General features: G+C 26.8%; 14 protein-coding genes, 1 pseudogene, 2 riboswitches and 1 other annotated feature. All 15 genes and pseudogenes read right to left on the reverse strand.

Annotated features, from left to right (window positions below):
* Positions 1–38: 38 nt before the first annotated feature.
* Complete coding sequence (locus tag NG904_RS03095; protein WP_252229710.1) at positions 39–518, reverse strand: methylated-DNA--[protein]-cysteine S-methyltransferase; 480 nt, start codon at positions 516–518, stop codon at positions 39–41.
* A gap of 35 nt (positions 519–553) precedes the next feature.
* Positions 554–1,366 (reverse strand): purine-nucleoside phosphorylase, encoded by an 813-nt coding sequence (locus NG904_RS03100; protein WP_252212362.1) that lies wholly within the window; start codon positions 1,364–1,366, stop codon positions 554–556.
* Positions 1,367–1,436: 70 nt separating this feature from the next.
* Positions 1,437–2,651: a tyrosine--tRNA ligase gene (gene tyrS / locus NG904_RS03105; protein WP_252229712.1), complete on the reverse strand. Its 1,215-nt coding sequence runs from the start codon at positions 2,649–2,651 to the stop codon at positions 1,437–1,439.
* A gap of 173 nt (positions 2,652–2,824) precedes the next feature.
* Positions 2,825–3,087: a binding site (T-box leader), on the reverse strand.
* A gap of 237 nt (positions 3,088–3,324) precedes the next feature.
* Positions 3,325–3,420, reverse strand: a riboswitch (purine riboswitch).
* A 231-nt stretch (positions 3,421–3,651) separates the two neighbouring features.
* Complete coding sequence (locus NG904_RS03110; protein ID WP_252229714.1) at positions 3,652–4,947, reverse strand: amidohydrolase; 1,296 nt, start codon at positions 4,945–4,947, stop codon at positions 3,652–3,654.
* Positions 4,948–5,330: 383 nt separating this feature from the next.
* Positions 5,331–8,771, reverse strand: coding sequence for a pyruvate carboxylase (locus tag NG904_RS03115; RefSeq protein ID WP_252229716.1), 3,441 nt, complete (start codon positions 8,769–8,771; stop codon positions 5,331–5,333).
* A 506-nt stretch (positions 8,772–9,277) separates the two neighbouring features.
* Positions 9,278–10,120, reverse strand: coding sequence for an Rpn family recombination-promoting nuclease/putative transposase (locus NG904_RS03120; protein WP_252229718.1), 843 nt, complete (start codon positions 10,118–10,120; stop codon positions 9,278–9,280).
* A gap of 309 nt (positions 10,121–10,429) precedes the next feature.
* The gene (locus tag NG904_RS03125; protein WP_252212366.1) at positions 10,430–11,803 is read right to left on the reverse strand and encodes an MATE family efflux transporter; all 1,374 of its coding nucleotides are present in this window, start codon (positions 11,801–11,803) and stop codon (positions 10,430–10,432) included.
* Between the two features lie 255 nt (positions 11,804–12,058).
* On the reverse strand, positions 12,059–12,631 hold the full coding sequence (locus NG904_RS03130; RefSeq protein WP_252225352.1) for a xanthine phosphoribosyltransferase: 573 nt from the start codon (positions 12,629–12,631) through the stop codon (positions 12,059–12,061).
* Between the two features lie 2 nt (positions 12,632–12,633).
* On the reverse strand, positions 12,634–13,998 hold the full coding sequence (locus NG904_RS03135) for a uracil-xanthine permease family protein (RefSeq protein ID WP_252229720.1): 1,365 nt from the start codon (positions 13,996–13,998) through the stop codon (positions 12,634–12,636).
* Positions 13,999–14,136: 138 nt separating this feature from the next.
* Positions 14,137–14,238, reverse strand: a riboswitch (purine riboswitch).
* 99 nt (positions 14,239–14,337) lie between these two features.
* Entirely contained in the window at positions 14,338–15,525 is a 1,188-nt protein-coding gene (locus NG904_RS03140; RefSeq protein ID WP_252229722.1) for an MFS transporter, read from the reverse strand.
* Positions 15,526–15,725: 200 nt separating this feature from the next.
* Positions 15,726–15,896: pseudogene (locus tag NG904_RS03145) on the reverse strand (MATE family efflux transporter); the annotation flags it as partial.
* A gap of 24 nt (positions 15,897–15,920) precedes the next feature.
* The gene (locus tag NG904_RS03150; protein ID WP_252229726.1) at positions 15,921–18,845 is read right to left on the reverse strand and encodes a helicase C-terminal domain-containing protein; all 2,925 of its coding nucleotides are present in this window, start codon (positions 18,843–18,845) and stop codon (positions 15,921–15,923) included.
* A gap of 368 nt (positions 18,846–19,213) precedes the next feature.
* Positions 19,214–19,453, reverse strand: coding sequence for a hypothetical protein (locus NG904_RS03155; RefSeq protein ID WP_252212371.1), 240 nt, complete (start codon positions 19,451–19,453; stop codon positions 19,214–19,216).
* 93 nt (positions 19,454–19,546) lie between these two features.
* The gene (locus NG904_RS03160) at positions 19,547–19,738 is read right to left on the reverse strand and encodes a hypothetical protein (protein ID WP_252229728.1); all 192 of its coding nucleotides are present in this window, start codon (positions 19,736–19,738) and stop codon (positions 19,547–19,549) included.
* 48 nt (positions 19,739–19,786) lie between these two features.
* Positions 19,787–20,284 carry a hypothetical protein gene (locus NG904_RS03165; protein ID WP_252212373.1) on the reverse strand — a complete coding sequence of 166 codons (498 nt, stop codon included), beginning with the start codon at positions 20,282–20,284 and terminating at the stop codon, positions 19,787–19,789.
* Positions 20,285–20,371 lie beyond the last annotated feature (87 nt).

Consider the following 20,371-nt stretch of genomic DNA (forward strand, 5'->3'; position numbering starts at 1 on the left):
CTCAGTCCATTTTACTTATGCATATATCAAACATTTTACTAAGACACAGTCTTATTATTTGAACATTCCAAATATAAAAGCTTTTCTTTTATATCTAAACCACCTGAATACCCAACTAGCTTACCATTTTTCCCAATAACTCTATGACATGGTATAAAGATAGGAATTGGATTCTTATTATTAGCAAGACCAACAGCCCTTGATGCCTTAGGATTTTCTATTTTTTCAGCTATATCTCCATAAGTACAAGTTTTTCCGTATGGAATATCTTGCAATTCACTCCATACAGATTTCATAAAATCAGTACCATATGGCTCTAATGGAATTTCAAAATACTTTCTATTTTTGCAAAAATATTCTTCTAGCTCAGTGAAAGCTTTTTTTATAAGATCAGTTTCAATTAAAATCATATCTTCAGCAACACTATCTCTATTAAAATATAAATTTGTGATAGCGCTTCCATTGTCCGCTATTCCTATATTCCCAATAACTGTTTCATAGAAAAATATATTTTTCACTAAATACAAATCCCCTATCTTTTTTTATATTTAAGTTATATAACTTCTATAACTTTTGATACCCATTTACATAAGTTAGCTGATGCTTTTTGAGCTGTTTCTACTACTCTTTCATGTGAATGTTTAACTTTTTGTATTCCTGTTGCCATATTAGTAATACAAGCTATTCCTAATACATCCATTCCTAAATAGTTAGCAACAATTGTTTCTGGTACCGTTGACATACCTACTGCATCAGCGCCATGTTTTCCTATCATTCTAACTTCAGCAGCTGTTTCATAGTATGGTCCCATAAATCCAGCATAAACGCCTTCATCATATTTTATTCCTAACTCATCAGCAACTTTTTTAGCTTTATTCATAAGTTCTATTTTATATGGCTCTGACATATCTGGGAATCTAGTTCCTAATCTTTCATCATTAACTCCAATTAATGGATTTGTTCCAAATAAGTTTATAAAGTCATTTATTATCATTAATGTTCCTGGTTCAAAGTTTGTATTTATTCCACCACAAGCATTTGTTACTATTATTTTTTCTATTCCTAATTGTTTCATTACATATATTGGGTATGTAACTTCTTTCATATTATATCCTTCATAATAGTGAAATCTTCCTTGCATTAATAATACTTCAACACCATTTATTTTTCCAAAAGCTAATTTTCCTTCATGGCCTTTAACTGTAGAAACTGGGAAATTAGGTATTTTTTCATAAGATATACTTTCTATATCTTCTACAACATTAACTAAATCTCCTAATCCAGATCCAAGTATTACTGCAATTTTAGGGTTTCTTTTTACGTTTTCATTAATGTAATTTACTGATTCCATTATTTTATTGTACATAGCATTTCCTCCATTGTTAAATTTATTATATACTACTATATTAACCGCAAATCTTAATATTGTAAAATACTTATAGCTTTTTTATCTTAATAAATTTCTTTTTACCTATTTTTAGGATATCATTATCATTTATTTTAATATTATCAAAATCTAGTACCTTTTCAGTATTTACTTGCACTCCACCTTGTTCTACTAGTCTTCTAAACTCTTTATTTGAGGGAACAACTCCTTCTCCTACCAAAATCTTACTTATTTCTTTTAACTTAAAAATATCTATAGGTACTTTTATTTCTGGCACTTCACTTGGTAAATTTCCATTTTTAAATACTTGCTCATAATATTCAATAGCAGCCTTTGTTTCTTCTTCTGAATGATATAAACTTGTAATAATTTTAGCAAGTTCTAACTTTATATCTCTAGGATTTTTTCCATTTTCAAGATCACTTTTTATCTCATTAATTCTATCTGGATGTTCATCCGTTGCTAATTCAAAGTATTTTATAATAAGACTATCTGGTACTTCCATAATCTTTTTAAACATTACTTCTGCTTTTTCATCTACTCCTATGTAGTTTCCAAGACTTTTACTCATCTTTTCCACTCCATCTAATCCTTCTAAAATCGGCATAAATATTGCTATTTGTTGTTCCATTTCCATGCCTTTTTGTAAAGTTCTTCCCATAAGAATATTAAAAGTTTGATCTGTTCCTCCAAGCTCTATATCAGCTTTTAATACAATTGAATCGTATCCTTGCATCAAAGGGTAAAAAAATTCATGGATACCAATAGGTGCATTAGTACTATAACGATTTTTAAAATCATCTCTTTCAAGCATCCTTGCAACTGTAGTAGTTGCTGCTAGCTTTAATACTTCCTCAAATGTTAACTTAGATAACCATTCACTATTAAATCTAATTTCTGTCTTTTCCTTATCCAAAACTTTTAAAATTTGTTTTTGATATGTCATTGCATTTTCTAAAACTTGTTCTTGTGTTAATGGCTTTCTTGTTTTTGACTTACCTGTTGGATCTCCAATTTTTCCTGTAAAATCTCCAATTAAAATAACAGCTCTATGTCCTAAATCTTGCAGTTGTTTTATTTTTCTTAAAACAACTGCATGCCCTAGATGTATGTCTGGTGCACTTGGATCTAAACCTAATTTAATTGTTAATGGTTTATTTTCCTTTTCAGATTTGATAAGCTTTTCTTTTAATTCTTCTATGCTTATAATATCTGCTGCTCCCTTTGCTATAATTTTAATTTGTTCATCAATTGTCTTTTTCATATATCATAACTCCTTATATTTAAAATTTTTAATATAAGCAAGTTCTATAAGATTTATAAAAGCTAATAAAAATTATTAAGGCTAGTTTTAGTTGTGTATAACTTCTCTCACATTCGCATTTCTAAATATACACGATAAAATATGATAACAAAAAAACTCTCATCCTTTATTTTATAAAGGACGAGAGTATATCTCGTGTTACCACCTTAATTTATTAATTACTCACATAATTAACCTCTTCAAGTACGCCATATTTTATGGATATACTTTAGCACTATAACGTGTGCAAGGATACGTCTCACCTAATTAGATTTTAAATCTGTTCAGTTTGAAGCTCTAAGATGTATTCAAAATTAGAATTCCAAGTTCCTCTCATCATCCGGCAACTTTCTGTTTGGCTTAACTAATTTCTACTTTTTCTTTTCAAAGCTTTTCTTTAAATCTCATACTCCGAAATATATAAAATATAAATCTTCGTTATGCTATGTATATATTAAATTATTTACAATTATAGATAAATATTTTTTATTTGTCAAGTAATATAAATTCTATTTTTTGTAACCACTTTCAATTTTAAAATAAAGTATTTGTACGAGAATTTACTATATTTTATCAATTTATTCTATTTTTATGTACAAAAAAACAACACTCATAAAAATTTGAATATAGCAATCCCGTAAAAGGATTAACTTATAATCAACTATTATGGTAGTTGGTAGAAACGTTCAACCTATTATGAACTTATATAAGTTAAAATATTATTTAATTAATGATTGTTTATTATTCAATTAAAATGCAAATTATAAATTTCGCTACCGTATTATTTAAATCATATAATATCATAGTAAAAATATAAAGTCAACATTATATTAACTTTTTTTAATATATTTAATGTAAATAATTCTTTTTAAAATACACCTATATATAAAGAAAATAGCGAGAAAAACTTACTTTAAATCTAAAATTTTTCTCGCCAAAACTTTATTAATATATAGAATTTCTATTTTAACTTAGAAATTTTTTCATTCTTAATTCTATTAACATTATAATAAACTTTTTCTATATCAATAGTTGTAAATATTCCGTTTTTATATACAACTTTTCCATCTATCATAGATAAACAAATATCACTTGCTTGTGAAGAATAAAATATATTTGCTAAAACATCATGTACTGGTTGCATATGAGGACTATTGAAATCATAAACAACAATATCCGCTCTATTTCCTACTTTAATACAACCACAATCATCTCTTCCTTGTGACATTGCACCATTCAAACATGATATTTTTAGTATTTCTTTTGAACTTAAGAATAATGGATCATTATTAGCACCCTTATGTAATAAAGCTGCAAGATTAACTTCTTCAAGCATATTAAGATTATTATTACTTGCTGCACCATCAGTTCCAATACTCACATTAATTCCATGTTCTAGCATAGTCTTCACTGGCGCTATTCCACTACCAAGTTTTAAATTACTAGTTGGACAATGTGATACTGTAACATTATTTTCTTTAAGAATATTAAAATCATCACCTTCAAGAAAAACACAATGAGCTGCTGTTGTTTTACTATTAAAAGTTCCACATTTACAAAAATATTCAGCTGGAGTTAATCCCCCATGTCTTTCTTTGCAAGCTTGTTGCTCAAGTATTGTTTCTGAAAGATGTATATGCATATTCATTTCTGTAGAATTGCAATACTCAGAAATTTGTTTTACTAACTCTTCTGATGAAGTATATTCAGCGTGTATAGATACATCACCTTTAATAGCTCCATTTTTAGAACTTTTAGCATAATTTCTTATAAATTCTGTTTCTTTATATGAATTATGTTTAAAATAATCATTATTATCATCATTTTTTAAGTATGAACTTGAAATATTTGCTTTTATTCCTGTTTCATCAATAGCTTGTACTAAAGATTCAAGATGAGAATACATATCAGTAAAAGATACTACCCCACTTTTTATCATTTCAGATATTCCAAGTAAAGTACCCCAATAACAGTCTTCATCTGTAAGTAAAGCCTCAAATGGAAAAATTCTTTCAGTTAACCATCTTTGTAAAGGTAAACCTTCGCCATATCCCCTAAGTAAAGTCATTGGTACATGGCAATGTGTGTTGAAAAATCCTGGCATTGCAACCTTATTTTTACCATCATACACTTCACCAACATAGTTTTCCTGAATATTTTCTCCAATATATACTATTTTATTATCCTCTACTAAAATATTAGTTCCTTCAATAGTATTAAAATTTTCATCAATCATTGTAATATTTTTAAATAACATAATAAGCATCCCCATTTCTTTTATTTACGGTAGCTAGTATTATAAATTTGCTTATTATAATTTATGATATATTACCAAAAATAATTATAATATTCAACAACTATTTTTATTTAAAAACTTATTTTTTATATTTCATTATTAATATTTAATAATTTTTTCTATATTATTTTTCCAAATAGATATATTAAACGTTATACATATTTACTAACCGAAAAAAATATTATAAATTTAAAACTAAATGTATAATATAGAAAAATCATCTTTAAAATGTTTAAAAGAATACACTGCTATCTAATATATAAAACAAAATAAAAAACAACTCGATTATTTAATTTAATAATCAAGTTGTTTTTTCGTTATTCATATATTTTAGTTTTACTAATTTATTTTAGTTTTACTAGCAATTCACCAGTTTTTACTTGTTTTCCTTCTTCTGCAAAAATAGATTCTACAACACCATCACAACTAGCAACTATATTTGTTTCCATTTTCATTGCTTCTATCACGACTAAGCTTTCTCCTTCTTTAACCTCTTGACCTTCTTTTACAAGTATATTTATTATATTTCCTGGAATACTTGCACCAATTTCAAGCTTATTTGATGAATCTACCATTTTAGTTGGATTATCTAAACTTAACATGCTTGTAGCTCTTTCAGTTCTATCTTTTATCTTTATCTTTCTTCTATTACCATTTATTTCAAATTCAATAGTTCTATAACCTTCTTTGTCTAATTTCCCAATTTCAATCAACTGAACTATCATAATCTTACCTTCAGCAACTTCTATTTCGCTTGTTTCACCTTCAGATAAGCCGTGGAAGAATACATCACTTCCCATAAGACTTACATCCCCATATTTTAGCACTGACTTTATAAAATCTTCAAATACATCTGGATATAAAGCATAACTTAGTATATCTCTTTTACATGGTTTAAATTTATATTTTCCTTTTAAATATTTTTCAATTTTATCAAAATCTTCTGGTGGTAATAGTTCTCCAGGTCTAACTGTAATAGGTTTCTCTCCCTTTAAAACAAGTTTTTGTAATTCTTCAGGAAATCCCCCTTCTGGTTGACCCATCATTCCTTTAAAATATGAAACTACAGAATCTGGGAAAGCCATATTCTTTGCTTTTTCATATATGTTTTCAGGAGTTAAATTGTTTTGTACCATAAATATAGCCATATCTCCAACCATTTTTGAAGATGGTGTAACCTTTATTATGTCTCCAAGTAAATCATTTACTTTTTTGTACATCTTCTTCACTTCATTAAATCTATGTCCAAGTCCAAAACTTTCAACTTGTGGCTTTAAATTTGAATATTGTCCTCCTGGAATTTCAAATTTATAAATCTCCGCACTACCTGATTTTAAATCAGATTCAAATTGATCATATACAGGTCTTACTGCATCCCAATAATCAGATAATTTTTGAATTCCACGTATATCAATTCCCGTATCTCTTCCAGTATTATTAAGAGCTGCAACTATTGAATTTAAAGCTGGTTGACTTGTAAGTCCTGACATACTATTAAAAGTTGTATCAATAATATCAACTCCAGCATCTGCTGCCATTAATACAGTTGCAACACCATTACCTGTAGTATCATGTGTATGAAGGTGAATTGGAATTGAAACTTCATTTTTTAATGCAGTTATAAGTTTCTTAGCTGCATAAGGTTTAAGCAATGCAGACATATCTTTTATTGCAAGTATATGTGCACCCATTTTTTCAATTTCTTTAGCTTTATCTACATAGTATTTTAGACTATACTTATCTCTATTCTCATCTAAAATATCACCTGTATAACATAGTGCAACTTCTGCTATTTTATTAGCTTTTAGTACTTCTTCTAAAGATACTTCTATTCCTTTTAACCAATTTAGTGAATCAAATATTCTAAATATATCTATTCCACTGTTTGCTGATTCTTTTATAAATTCTCTTATAACATTATCTGGATAGTTTTTATATCCAACCCCATTAGCACCTCTAATAAGCATTTGGAACATAACATTAGGAATTCTTTTTCTTAATGAGTCAAGTCTTCTCCATGGAGATTCTTTTAAAAATCTATATGCAGTATCAAAAGTAGCTCCACCCCACATTTCAAGTGAGAACAAGTCATTTCCATATACAGCTGTTGCCTTAGCTATATTTTTCATATCCTTACTTCTAACACGAGTAGCCATTAATGATTGTTGAGCATCTCTCATTGTAGTGTCCGTAAGCAATAATTTATTTTGATTTTTTATCCATTTGACTACCCCATCAGGACCTTCTGCATCTAATATTTGCTTAGTTCCTGATAAACCATCTAAAGAATTTACTATAGGAATTACAGGAACATCATATTCTTTCTTAATTCCTTTTGTTTCATTTACTAACTTTTCACCAATAAAATTAAGTAATTTATATTCGCTATCGTTTTGTGGTGATATATCAAACAATTGTGGGTTTTCTGATATAAAGTTAGTATCACACTCACCTTTTTTAAATGTTTCATTATTTAATACATTTATTAAAAAGTCTACATTTGTTTTTATGCCTGTAATTGTTGACTCTTTTATTGCACGTATTGATTTTCTAACAGCATCTTCAAAAGTTCTTGAATACGCTGTTGTTTTCACTAATAAACTATCATAATAAGGACTTATGACTGCACCACCAAAGCCATTTCCTCCATCTAGTCTTATACCAAATCCTGAACTAGTTCTATAAACATCTATCTTTCCTGTGTCAGGTGCAAAATTATTTGATGGATCTTCAGTAGTTATTCTACATTGAATAGCGTAACCTCTTGGTTTTATATCTTCTTGAGAATATATCCCAATTTCTTTAGAATTTAATGGATAACCTTGAGCTACCAAAATTTGACTTTGAACCAAGTCTATTCCTGTAGTCATTTCTGTTATTGTATGTTCTACTTGAATTCTTGGATTCATTTCTATAAAATAATGATTTCCGTGCATATCTACTAAAAATTCTAAAGTCCCTGCATTTCTATAATCAACAGCTTTAGCTATTTTTAATGCATCAGCACATATTTCTTCTCTTTTTTCTTGAGTTAAAGATAAAGCTGGACTAATTTCAATAACTTTTTGATGTCTTCTTTGAATAGAGCAATCTCTTTCATAAAGATGAACTACATTTCCATATTTATCTCCTAAAATTTGAATTTCTATATGCTTTGGTCCTTCTATGTATTTTTCAATAAACATATCATCTATACCAAAGGCCTTTTTAGCTTCATTTTTGGCACTTAAAAATGCATCAACGAGCTCATTTTCATGCCTTACTATTCTCATACCTCTTCCACCGCCACCAGCAGCAGCTTTTATCATAACTGGATAACCGCACATACCAGCAATCTCCATTGCCTCTTTTTCACAATTTATTGGTTTTTCTACTCCTGGTATTACAGGAACTCCAACATTTTTAGCAACTATTTTTGATTTTATCTTGTCGCCTAATTGATCCATCATTTCAGATTTTGGACCTATAAATTCTATCCCTACTTCTTCACATCTTCTTGCAAATTCAGGGTTTTCAGATAAGAATCCATACCCTGGATGTATAGCATCTACATTCTTCTTTAATGCGAGCTTTATAATCTCGTCAATATTTAAGTATGCTTCTACCGGCCCCTTATTTTTGCCTATTTGGTATGCTTCATGCGCTTTAGTTCTGAAAAGAGCACGTTTATCTTCTTCTGAGTATATAGCAACAGTTCTTATTCCAAGTTCATGACATGCCCTAAATATTCTTATTGCAATTTCTCCTCTATTGGCAACTAATACTCTTTTAAATTTCTTCCCCAATTAATACACTCCTTTGTTTCTTCTTATATTATAATTACAGTACATTTGATTGATTTAATTAATTTAATTGATAATATTATAAAAATTATAGCACATTTGACTAAAATTATCACTTAATATTCGTTATTATTTTTCTTTTAATTTCAATACCAATAATTTTATTACGAAAAGTGTTTTAATTCTTAAAATTTAGAATTCACCACACTTTTATCATTAACAACATTATCTTTAAATCATTGTTTTTCAAAGATAATCTTTTAATAAAACATTACTTTATTAAAACTTAAAGTTCGCATTATTATAAAAGAACATATTATAAGCATTTCAAATGTTTTAAAGGTTATATTTCAAAATTATATTTTAACATTACTATTATTTTCTTTATTGATTAAAATATTCTTAGTTTATATATTTAAAATAAAACAATTTAGAAGTATTAAGTATAAAAAAAGCATTACTGAAAGTCAAAATTTCCAGTAATACTTCAAAATTTAAAACATTATAATTTATCTTAACTTTTGTATTTCATCTATTGTTAATCCAGTTTTAATAGCTATAGTTTCATTATCTAATACATCTAATAAATTTTTAGCTATATTTATCTTTTCTTTATACTGCCCTTCTTTGATTCCTTGTTCAATACCTTCTTGTCTGGCTTTATTAAGTGCACTTACCTTATCTTTTAATATTTTAGCTCTCATTTCGTAGATTTCTCTTTGCTTGCTATTATTACTCATTTTTATCAATTCATCTTTTGCTTCTCTAATTTCTTTAATACTCATTTCTAAATTTCTAACCTTTTCACTTTCAGGATCCTTAAGAAATTCTGTCCATGCTACTAGCATATCTTTTTCATCGCTATCATCTTGCAATTTAGGAATCTCTATAAAATGCATTTCTATTATATCCGTTAACTCTTCGTTACTTTCAATTTCTTTTAACCTGTATCCTGTATGAAATTTATCAGTCTTTAAGTACTTAAAATTTAAAATATTTATACAAACTGTTCTTTCAAGCTTTGAGTAATCTTCTCCTTCTGCCAATTGTTCCTCGTACATTTTGCTTAAATAATACATACTTCTTTTTATCATGTTATGTTCATTTTTAAGCTGTATTTCTACATTTATTATTTCATTTTTATCAGTTATAGCTTTAATATCTAGTCTTGAATATTTATCTTCTATGAAATGTTTTTCTATGTCAACGCCTTTTATTTCTACCTTACTTATCTTTTCTACTGGTTTTAATGTGGCATTTAAAAATGATATTAAAATTTGTGGGTTCTTTTCTGAACCAAATATATTCTTAAACACAAAATCTACTTTTGGATCTAATAACCCTTTTCCCATATTAATCTCACCTCATATTATTTTTATATTTTCTATAATTATAACTTAAAGTAACGATATTTCAAACTCAGTAATAATTTTTTTTAATTTTTAAACCTTCTATCCTGCATCGTATAAGCAAATTCTTAAATTCTAAGATTCTTAAATTCTAAGATTCTTAAATTCTAAAAATCCAATATTCTTTTCTTATTCATTCGATACTTCTTGCTTTAGCATATTTATCCCTCAAATCATATTCTGTGAACTTATCATATATTAAACTTATTGTATTATCATCTGATAAGGCTATATATTAATTTAGTTTCTGCATTATATTTCAACAATATTTTTTAACCATTTCTTTTTTTTATATCTTTTAAAGCTTAAAACAAATTTATAAATTTCTTCTGCTAATACTAGTACATAAACCCAATAAATAGGTAATGATAAAAATATTCCGCCTAAATAAGCTAAAGGAATTCCTATAAGCCATACTCCAGTAGAATCTAAAATAAGTCCTGCTTTAGTATCTCCTCCACTTCTAAGAACTCCAGTAATATTAACTAAATTAAACATTTTAAAAGGTAAATATAATACAAATACTATTAGACATTTGCTTATATCTACTGCTACTGATTCTGTCACCGTAAACAAATGTATTAATGGCCATCTTGTTAAAAAGCATATAATTCCTATAAATAAAGTAGCTATAAATTGCAATATAAGAAGATATTTTGCATGTATATCTGCTTTTTTAAGTTTATTTGCGCCTAATTCATTTCCCAAAATAACAGCTGTTGCTGCACTAATACCTTGAAATATTACTACTGCTATTTGTTCAACTGTTTGAGTTATAGTGATAGCTGCAACTGCTCCATCACCCATTCTTCCATATACAAGTGAATATATAGTTACTCCGAGTCCCCACATAAACTCATTTGCAATAACTGGAGATACTGTAATAAAGAACATTTTTATAAACTCTTTATTAAAATCAACTAATTCCTTTAATCTTGCAGCAGCTGGTCCATTTTTTAAGTAAACCACACTTAATACACTAATACATTCAACTATCCTAGCAATTAAAGTTCCAATAGCAGCGCCTTGCACCCCTAATGCTTGAAAACCAAAGTGTCCAAATATTAATGTATAATTTAAAACTGCATTAATTAAAATTGAAAATAAACTTATTACAACTGGTGCTTTTACTTCATTTACAGCTCTTAATAAAGAAATATAAGCATTAGTAATTGCTGTTAATGGATAACTTAATGCAACAATTGATAAGTACGCAACTCCTATACCTATTGTTGATTCATTTGGTGTAAAAATTCTCATAACTAAATTAGGGCATATTAAACTTGGAATAACGAATATTATTGCTCCAAGTAAACCTATAATTAAAGATATTCCCAGTACTTTTCTTATATTTTTAATATCTTTTTTACCCCAATATTGAGCTGTTAATATTGATGATCCACTTACAATTCCAAATAATAATAATGTAAATACAAAAAAGACTTTGTTAGCAAGTCCTACAGCTGCAATGGTGGTTTCCCCTAATTGCCCTATCATCATAGTATCTATAAGATTTAATGTTGTATTAAGTAAAGCTTGTATAGTTACTGGAATAGCAATGGCTATTGTTTTACGAAGAAATACTTTATCTTCTACTATGTTTATTAACTGTTTTGTTATTGTCACTATTTCTCCCCCCTTTTGTCTATATAAATAACTACAAATATCTAAAAAACTCCATGTACAATACTAACATAAAATATATAAATTTACCAAGTGTTCTATAATAAAGTAAATTATGCTATGTGTTTTAGTTATACAAAAATTAATTAGTAATAAAATTTTCAAAAGAATAAAGTAATAACAAAAACTAGAATTCATAATTAATACTAATCTAACTACGATTCTAGTTTTAGTTATGCATATATAATTTTAAAAGAATTATTTTTTAATTTTTATGATTCCTTTTTCAAGCTTTTCTATTCTAGCTAAAGAATATAAATCATATCCTTTTTCTTCTAAAAGTTTTGGACCTGGTTGGAATGATTTTTCTATTACAATCCCAATTCCAGCAACTTTAGCTCCAGCACCTTCTACTAATCTTGCCGCTCCAAGTGCTGCTTCTCCATTAGCTAAAAAATCATCTATAATTAATATATTATCATCTTCATTTATATACTTCTTTTGAAGTGTAAGTTCATAATCTGTACCTTTTGTAAATGAATGTACTGTTGTTTGATAAACATCACCATTTAATATTTTAGATGCTTGTTTTTTTAATATTACCATTGGTAAATTCATTTGCATAGCTGTCATGACAGTTGGTGCAATTCCTGAACTTTCAATTGTAAATATTTTAGTTACATTATGATCTTTAAAGTAATTTTTAAAATATGTGCCCATTTCATACATTAAATCAGCATCTACTTGATGATTTAAAAATGAATCTACTTTTAACACTTCATTTGAAAGTGCCTGTCCTTCTTCTAATATACGCTTATGTAAATTTTCCATTTTTATTTTACCTCACTTTTTTCATCTTTTAATATTAAGTTTAAAACTAAAGCTACAATAGTTCCAGTTGAAATACCAGATGAGAATATCATTTTTAATCCTTCTGGTAATTGACTTATAAAATCTGGACGGAATGTAATTCCAACTCCAAGACCTATTGATGTTGCTATTATTAATAAATTTCTATTATTTAACTTTACTCTACTTAAAGTCTTAATTCCAGATGCTGCAACAGTACCAAACATAACTATTCCTACACCGCCTAAAACTGGTGATGGTATTATATTTATTAAAGCTGCAAACTTAGGAAAAAAGCCTAATATAATCAATATAATTCCAGCCATCATTGCAACATATTTACTAGCTACTTTTGTTAATGGAATTAATCCTACATTTTGACTGAAAGAAGTATTAGGAAATGTTCCAACAACTCCTGCTAACATACTTCCAACTCCGTCAGCCAATACCCCTGCTCCAACTCTTTTATCATCCATATCTATTTTAGAAACCTCGCCTATTGCTTTTAAACATCCAACTGTTTCTATTGTAGTAACAAAATATGCGGGAATAAAAGGTATTACTACTTTCCAATCAAAAGTTACACCATATGAAAATATTCTAGGAAATGATAAAAAGGTTGCCTCTCTTACAGTAGTAAAATCCATCATTCCAAGTGGTATACATATTATATACCCCATTACCATACCAATTAAAATTGAAGCACTGCTCACTAATCCTTTTCCATATCTATTTAAAAGCAGTGTAACGATCATTACTAACATAGCTATTGAAATATTCATTATACTGCCATAACTTGATGAACCTACACCACCAGCTGCCCAATCCATAGATACTGGAAGTAATGTAAGACCTATTAAACATACAACTGTTCCTGTAACTAATGGTGGAAATAATTTCATTAGTGGTCTAATTATAAAACTTAAAATTATTTCTACAAATGAGCCCAAAATTGTTGCACCTATAATACCTGGAATTCCAAAAACACTTCCAACAGCTATAGATGGTGAAACAAAGGTAAAATCTGTTCCCATTATACATGCTACTCTTGATCCTACAGGCCCAACTCCTCTAGATTGAATAACTGTAGCTATTCCAGCAGCTAAAATCGTTGCACTCATAAGAGCAGTTGAAGTTGCAGTGTCAAATCCTAATGCACTTGAAATAACTAATGGGACAACTATAATTCCTCCAAATGCTGCAAATATATTTTGAAATGCTAATAATATTTGAGTAGTTAAATTAGGTTTGTCATCAATACCATAAAGTAATTGTATATCTTCTTGATTTTTTAACAAATTATCTTCTTTCATTTTAGGCATTTTCGTTTGCTCTAATTCTAATTGCATGTTATTTATCCCCCTCTTAGTAAAAATAATCATACCTAAAGACGCGTAAATAACTAATATATGTTTAAATAAATCTAACAAAAAAACACCTCAAATTATAAAATTTGAGGTGTTGCATTTCTAGATAATAATTAATCAAGAATTTTAACAATACCTCGTAGTCTGCTAATTTACGGATAGCAGGTAGAAACTTTTCAACCATTATATCGAAAATATACGAGCCTTTCGTATGAATGTTGAAATTATAACATATAAACTTTATTTATTCAAATAAATTATAGTTTATTGAGACGTTCTCAATATAATACAATAGTTTTTAATAAAACTAATCATTTTTTATCAAAAATTCTTGCAATTTGGAAATTCATCGTCTTTAAATTTTTTTGTATAAATTAATATAAAATATGTAATTATTAATATTAATCCAGCTATTATAAAAGGTAACTTACTTCCAATATTAAATATAAATCCTGAAAATAAAGATCCTGCTACCATTCCTAATGCTTTAGACGAATTTTGCATTCCCATTATCATACCATAATTTTTGTTAGCTTCCTTAGATATTATACTTTGTTGTATAGGTATTATTAAAGAAATAAATGCTAAAAAAATTATCACAAAAATTATTGCAATAATTAAATTTTCTATTAATGATGCTATTATAAGAGATATTCCTGAAAAAACTACAACTGCTTTAAAGAGATTCTTTTCATTAAATTTTTGTGCTAAATAAGGATTTACAAAAAAATTCATTATAAGACCTATCATTCCTGATACAAACATCACTATACCAATTACACTAGGTGACAACTTTAAAACTGCTTCAACATAATAATTTATTGTTGAATTATAGCTTGTTGTTGAAAAAGAAGTTAATGCAACTGCTATTATCATAATTCCTAGTACAGATTTTAGATTTATTTTAATTTTTTCACCTTCATATATTTTAAGTTTTTTGTTTATAGTCAAAGATGGTGTCCTTATGCTCTCTCCTATAAAAAAATTTATTAACAAGGTTATTATCAAACATACAACAAATTGAAATAAAAATGTTAATTTATATTTATTGCTTCCTATTACACCTCCCATAAGTGATCCAAAAGAACTTCCTACGTAACCAAAAGCAGAATAATATGACAAATACTTTATCCGATTCTTGTTATTGGTTATATCTGTTATATATGCCATTGAAACTGTTATATAACTTGCTGCAAAGGCACCTGCTAATAATCTAAAGATTAATATGAATATTGTATTTTTTGAAAAACCAAAACCAATTTGACTTATTCCATATCCACAAACACCATATATTAAATATCTTTTTCTTCCATTTTCATCGGATAGCTTTCCCCAAACTGGAGATGAAATAAATGTTGCAATAGACATAAAAGCAAAAAATATACCAAACATAAAAGAAGGTAATGATAATTCTGTAATTAACCTTGGAGTAACGGGATGTGCCATATTAAATGCAAACATAACAATTAAATTCAACATAAGTATATATCTTTTCGAAACTTTTTTCATATTTATTTACACCTAACTTTCTTTCTTAAACATATTTATTTTATCAAATTTTTCATATAACTATTCCTTTTGTAATGTTTATAATTTAATAAAAAGAGTTGACTTATCTAAATTCAAAAATTATATGCTTTATTTATGCAAAAAAAGAATTGAATCACTTATAAATTAGTTGATTCAATCCTTATAAATATTCTTATTTATTACTTTTTAATATTAAATAATTTCTTTGAAAAAATTATAAAACAAATTATAGTTGATACTGCTGCTAGTATATCTGCAACTGGTTCTGCCATTAGTACCCCTCTTAATTTATCTTCAAAAAACATAGGTAATATAAAAATAAGTGGTATTAATAAAATAATTTTTTCAATATTTATTTTCATCTATCTTATTATCTATAATTTAGCCTTTAAATTAAAATCTATGTTACGAAAATAACATTGCTCATCTTTTATACCCAAAAGTTCCCAAAAAATTTTATGCTTTCTCGCTTCATTATTGAATTCAATTTCAATGTTTTTATTTTTCTTTCTCATATCTCTTAACAAAATATTTAAATTATACTTTTTCCAAAACTTATAGTCATAATCAATTTTATCTAATACTCTATCTGAATTAAGAATTTCAATTTCTGGGCCGCTAAGATCTCTTTCTATATTTCTTATTGTATTAGAATTCTTCCCTGGATCTAATATAACAAAATATCCATAGTCTAAATCACTTCTAATCAATCTTCCATATATCTGTTTCATTTTTATACATAGTTGAGGATAATTAACTTCTTGGTATCTCTTACTTTGATATGTTGTTATAGCTTTTAATATTGGGTAATCTATACTATAATTAGGTAATTTATCTAACATCACACATGTAAGTCCCTCTCCAGCTATGTCTATTCCTTCAAAGAATCCTTTTCCCCCTAATACTATAACACTTCTATTTTTATCATTTAGAGATGAAATAGCTTTTCTATTTACATGAACTTCTATCTTTGTTCCACTAGTTAATAATTGCAATTCATCAAAAACTTCTTGTTTTCTATTGTTACTATTAAATAAAACAAGTATATGTCCATTTAACTTTTTAGCAGTATTAAATATAAAATATGCCATATTCTTAGTGTAATTTGGACTATCATAAGAACCTATATCATTTAAAGCAAATATTTTTGTTTTTTGTTTTAAATTAAATGTGGATGGAATTATAAACTCATCAGAATTTTCTTGACCTAAATGTTTCTTTATCTTTTTAAAAGAATTTTCTATTCTTAAAGTTGCTGATAAGAAAGTTGTACTTTTTACTTCTTTAAGCATATGTTCATTTACTAATTCACCAACGTTTAAAGGTATATTTCTAAATGTAAATCCTTTATATTCCATATCTATTTCTAATTCTTTTGCGTAAAATGTACTTTCTTCTAAAAATTTATCTATTATATTAAAGTTATCTTTTAATTTGCCTACATAATCATTCAAACTTCTAAGCTCTTTATCTCCGTTTGTTTCATCTTCTAATGTGATATTTCTTATATAATCATTTAAAACCTTATATATTCCATATATACTTTCTTTTATATTAGATATTGGTAATCTTAAGTCCTTCATTATATCTTTTAATTCATCTTTAGGTAAAAAGAATTCAGTAGTAAAATTATACTTACCATTCGCTAATTCTATACTTCTAAACTCATTTAACAGTATAATTATATTACTATTAATCTCTTCAACTAAAAATCTCAATTTATTTAAATCTATATTTTCTCTATACCCATATTCTGCATTTAATGTCCTAAGTTGAGTATAAATACTTGGATGTCCTTTTTCTATTTGATTTAATAACTCTATTAATTCATTAGAAATAAACTCTTCACAAAAGAAATCATAGCATTTATCCATTAAATTATGAGCCTCATCAATTATTAAGTGGTTTATCTTTTTCTTTTCAGAATATGGATAACATGATAATAATGAATGATTAATAACAGTTATATTTTCACTAGGAAGTTCATTATACCTATTTTTTAAATAACATGGTTTAATGCATCTATCCAAATCACAAGATTCATTATCACAATTTATTGCTTTTAAATATTTATCAATTTCAAAATGAATATATGCCCAATAGCTTATATTTTCTATATCTCCATGTTTACCACCATCACATAATCTTCTTAAAAACAATTGAGTTAAACTACTTTCTTTGCTTTCATTAAGTGCATCACATTTATTTAATCTATCTATGCAAATATAATTTGCTTTTCCTTTCATAGCTCCATAGTTCAATTTTTTGTCTAATCCAAGTTTTTTAAGTATCATTGGTATATCTTTTTCAATAAGTTGATTTTGAAGTTCTTTGGTATTTGTAGATATAAAATAACTTGCATCTTCTATTTTCTTATTCTTTTTGTTTAAATAAGCTTTAGTTGCTGCTATAAGAAGATATGCAAATGTTTTTCCACTTCCAGTTGGTGCTTCTATAAATATTCTTTTTTCATTTTCTATATTTTCTCTTATCTTATTTGAAAAGTTCTTTTGATCTTCCCTATATTGGTAGCCAAAATCACCGCCATTATTCCATATTTCTTCATTAACTAATAACTCTTCATACTTTTCATAATCTATTGGTAGTCTTTTTAGCTTAACATCTTGCCTTTTATTTTCTTCATAACTTACATAAGGATAATCCTCTATATTAAATAATATTGGCTTCAATAAATATTCTTTCCATTCCCAATGTTTTAAAAATTCATAGTCTTTATCTATAATATTATATAGTGATTTATTTTTCTTTTTACTTTCTTCTCTAATCCACTCTCTACATAAAAGTGAGTTTACCACCTTTAAAGTATCAATTGAATCTTCAAGACCTCTATGAAATTCATCTTTATCTAAAATCGTGATACTCTTTATTAAAGAATCTAAATTATACTCTTTTCTCCAAGGTTCAAGTATTGCTGAAAGTTCCATAGAATCAAATATCTCATTTTTTATCTCAGGAATATGATAAGAAAGAAATTTTCTTTCAAAGTGTCCATTATGACAGATGAGTGGTAAATCTTCTAAAAAAACTAATAACTCATTCTTTATATCTTCTAAGTACTTTGAGTTCATAAGCTCTTCCTCTTTTAACCCCTGACAAAGTTTATAAATGCTTACAGGAACATTTCCCTTAGGTCTTATTAGTACCTCATATGTAGTTACACTTGAATTTTTTATTTTAACTGCACCAATTTCGATTATTTCACAGTTGTTTTCGTCTAATCCTGTTGTTTCAATATCTAGATATATAACATTATCTAAAATGCTTTTTAATTGTTCCATAATATACTATTAACTCCTAGTATTTAAATAATTTAAATATGTGTTTTTTAATAAATCTAATAAAATTATATCATAATACAATTCTTCACTAAATCTATTCCTAATCTTAAATATTATTAGCTTTATAAGCTTTAATAATTCTATAATTTCCTGTACAATAAAAAAGTTCCAGACATAATAAATTTATTATATCTGGAACTCTCCAAATAATTTACCAAATCACTTTTTGCATCAAGTATTATAAATAAATATTTATAATTATTATACTTACATATAACTATATTCTTGATATTTAGTGTGATTTAGCTTCATTATTTTTGAAAGGAATTAAGTTTAAAACTTATGTTTGTAATATAGATGTTTTCTTATTACTTTGAACAAGAACACCATTGATTATTTGTAGCAGTTTTTTCATGTTTTTCAAATGGTTCTTTAATATCATAATTTTTAGGTACTGATGACCAGTTATTACAAGTGGCGCTTTTTCCTGATGTATCATTCACTGTTTCTTTAGTCAATGGTGTTTCCTTTTCATGGCATGAACATCCATTACAAGTCTTAAGGTTACTGTTATCATGATGACCACAACTTCCGTTTTCATTACTCATAACAAACACTTCCTTCCTACACATATAGCTTGTGTAAAAATTAAGTTTTTATGCTTTTTTATTCTGGAAATTCACACCATTTACTACTTAATTTTACTTGGTATGTGTATACTTTTCTCCTGTACTATCATTAAATCCTTTAACATGATAATGTTCAGTTAAAGGATTAGACGCTATATTTGACATTTTATTTTCTGTAACCATTCCAAGGTCGTGATATCCTTCCCCATTATAACGATTAACATTTTTTTCTTCTTCACTACAAGATCTTTTAGGTGTATACATCTTAAACACTTCCCTTCTACACTAATATATTGTGTAGAAAAAAAAATTTTATTCACTGCTTGTTCCTAATTCATTTAGTACTTCTAAAAATAAATTATACATTTCTACTTCATCATCTTCTTTGATTAGTACAATAAGTCCATAGAAAGATATCATTAACATATAGCATAGTATTGATATAGTTCCAAGTTTTTTTATATACAGACTAGTATAAGCAAAAACAGCACTTGCCGTTAAATTAGTTAAAAGAGATGCCTCTATTCCGCAGCCTCCACTTAAATAAGAACCTAGCTTTGTTTTAACATATATCTTTTCCATGCTCATGTTTATATTTTCTGCTTCATACCATTTTTTAACCTTGTCATACATTATATATAAAGTCTTATCTCTATTTTTAGTAAGTTTAAGTAAAATTTTAAAAGTCTTCTTATATTTTTTTGCAATTTTAGGAGTATAAATTTTGTATTCATCAGTATATCTATTTTTCAACTCTTTATTAGTATTAGAATGCAAATATCTTATTTTTATATTGCTCTTATCTTCCAATATACTTTCCTCCAGAATTTTTCAAGAAGATTGTTAAACATTATTTCTAATAATATAAAATATTTTTATATACTTAAAATATTGCAA

The organism is Clostridium sp. ZBS15, assembly GCF_023845705.1.
In the GTDB taxonomy this organism is placed as follows: Bacteria; Bacillota; Clostridia; order Clostridiales; family Clostridiaceae; genus Clostridium; species Clostridium aquiflavi.

Excerpts from the sequence above, each read along its gene's own strand:
- NG904_RS03100 (WP_252212362.1), bottom strand. The coding sequence starts at position 1,366 with ATGTACAATAAAATAATGGAATCAGTAAATTACATTAATGAAAACGTA.
- NG904_RS03120 (WP_252229718.1), bottom strand. The coding sequence starts at position 10,120 with ATGGGAAAAGGGTTATTAGATCCAAAAGTAGATTTTGTGTTTAAGAAT.
- NG904_RS03160 (WP_252229728.1), bottom strand. The coding sequence starts at position 19,738 with ATGTATACACCTAAAAGATCTTGTAGTGAAGAAGAAAAAAATGTTAAT.
- tyrS (WP_252229712.1), bottom strand. The coding sequence starts at position 2,651 with ATGAAAAAGACAATTGATGAACAAATTAAAATTATAGCAAAGGGAGCA.
- NG904_RS03110 (WP_252229714.1), bottom strand. The coding sequence starts at position 4,947 with ATGTTATTTAAAAATATTACAATGATTGATGAAAATTTTAATACTATT.
- NG904_RS03155 (WP_252212371.1), bottom strand. The coding sequence starts at position 19,453 with ATGAGTAATGAAAACGGAAGTTGTGGTCATCATGATAACAGTAACCTT.
- NG904_RS03140 (WP_252229722.1), bottom strand. The coding sequence starts at position 15,525 with ATGAAAAAAGTTTCGAAAAGATATATACTTATGTTGAATTTAATTGTT.
- NG904_RS03135 (WP_252229720.1), bottom strand. The coding sequence starts at position 13,998 with ATGCAATTAGAATTAGAGCAAACGAAAATGCCTAAAATGAAAGAAGAT.
- NG904_RS03130 (WP_252225352.1), bottom strand. The coding sequence starts at position 12,631 with ATGGAAAATTTACATAAGCGTATATTAGAAGAAGGACAGGCACTTTCA.
- NG904_RS03150 (WP_252229726.1), bottom strand. The coding sequence starts at position 18,845 with ATGGAACAATTAAAAAGCATTTTAGATAATGTTATATATCTAGATATT.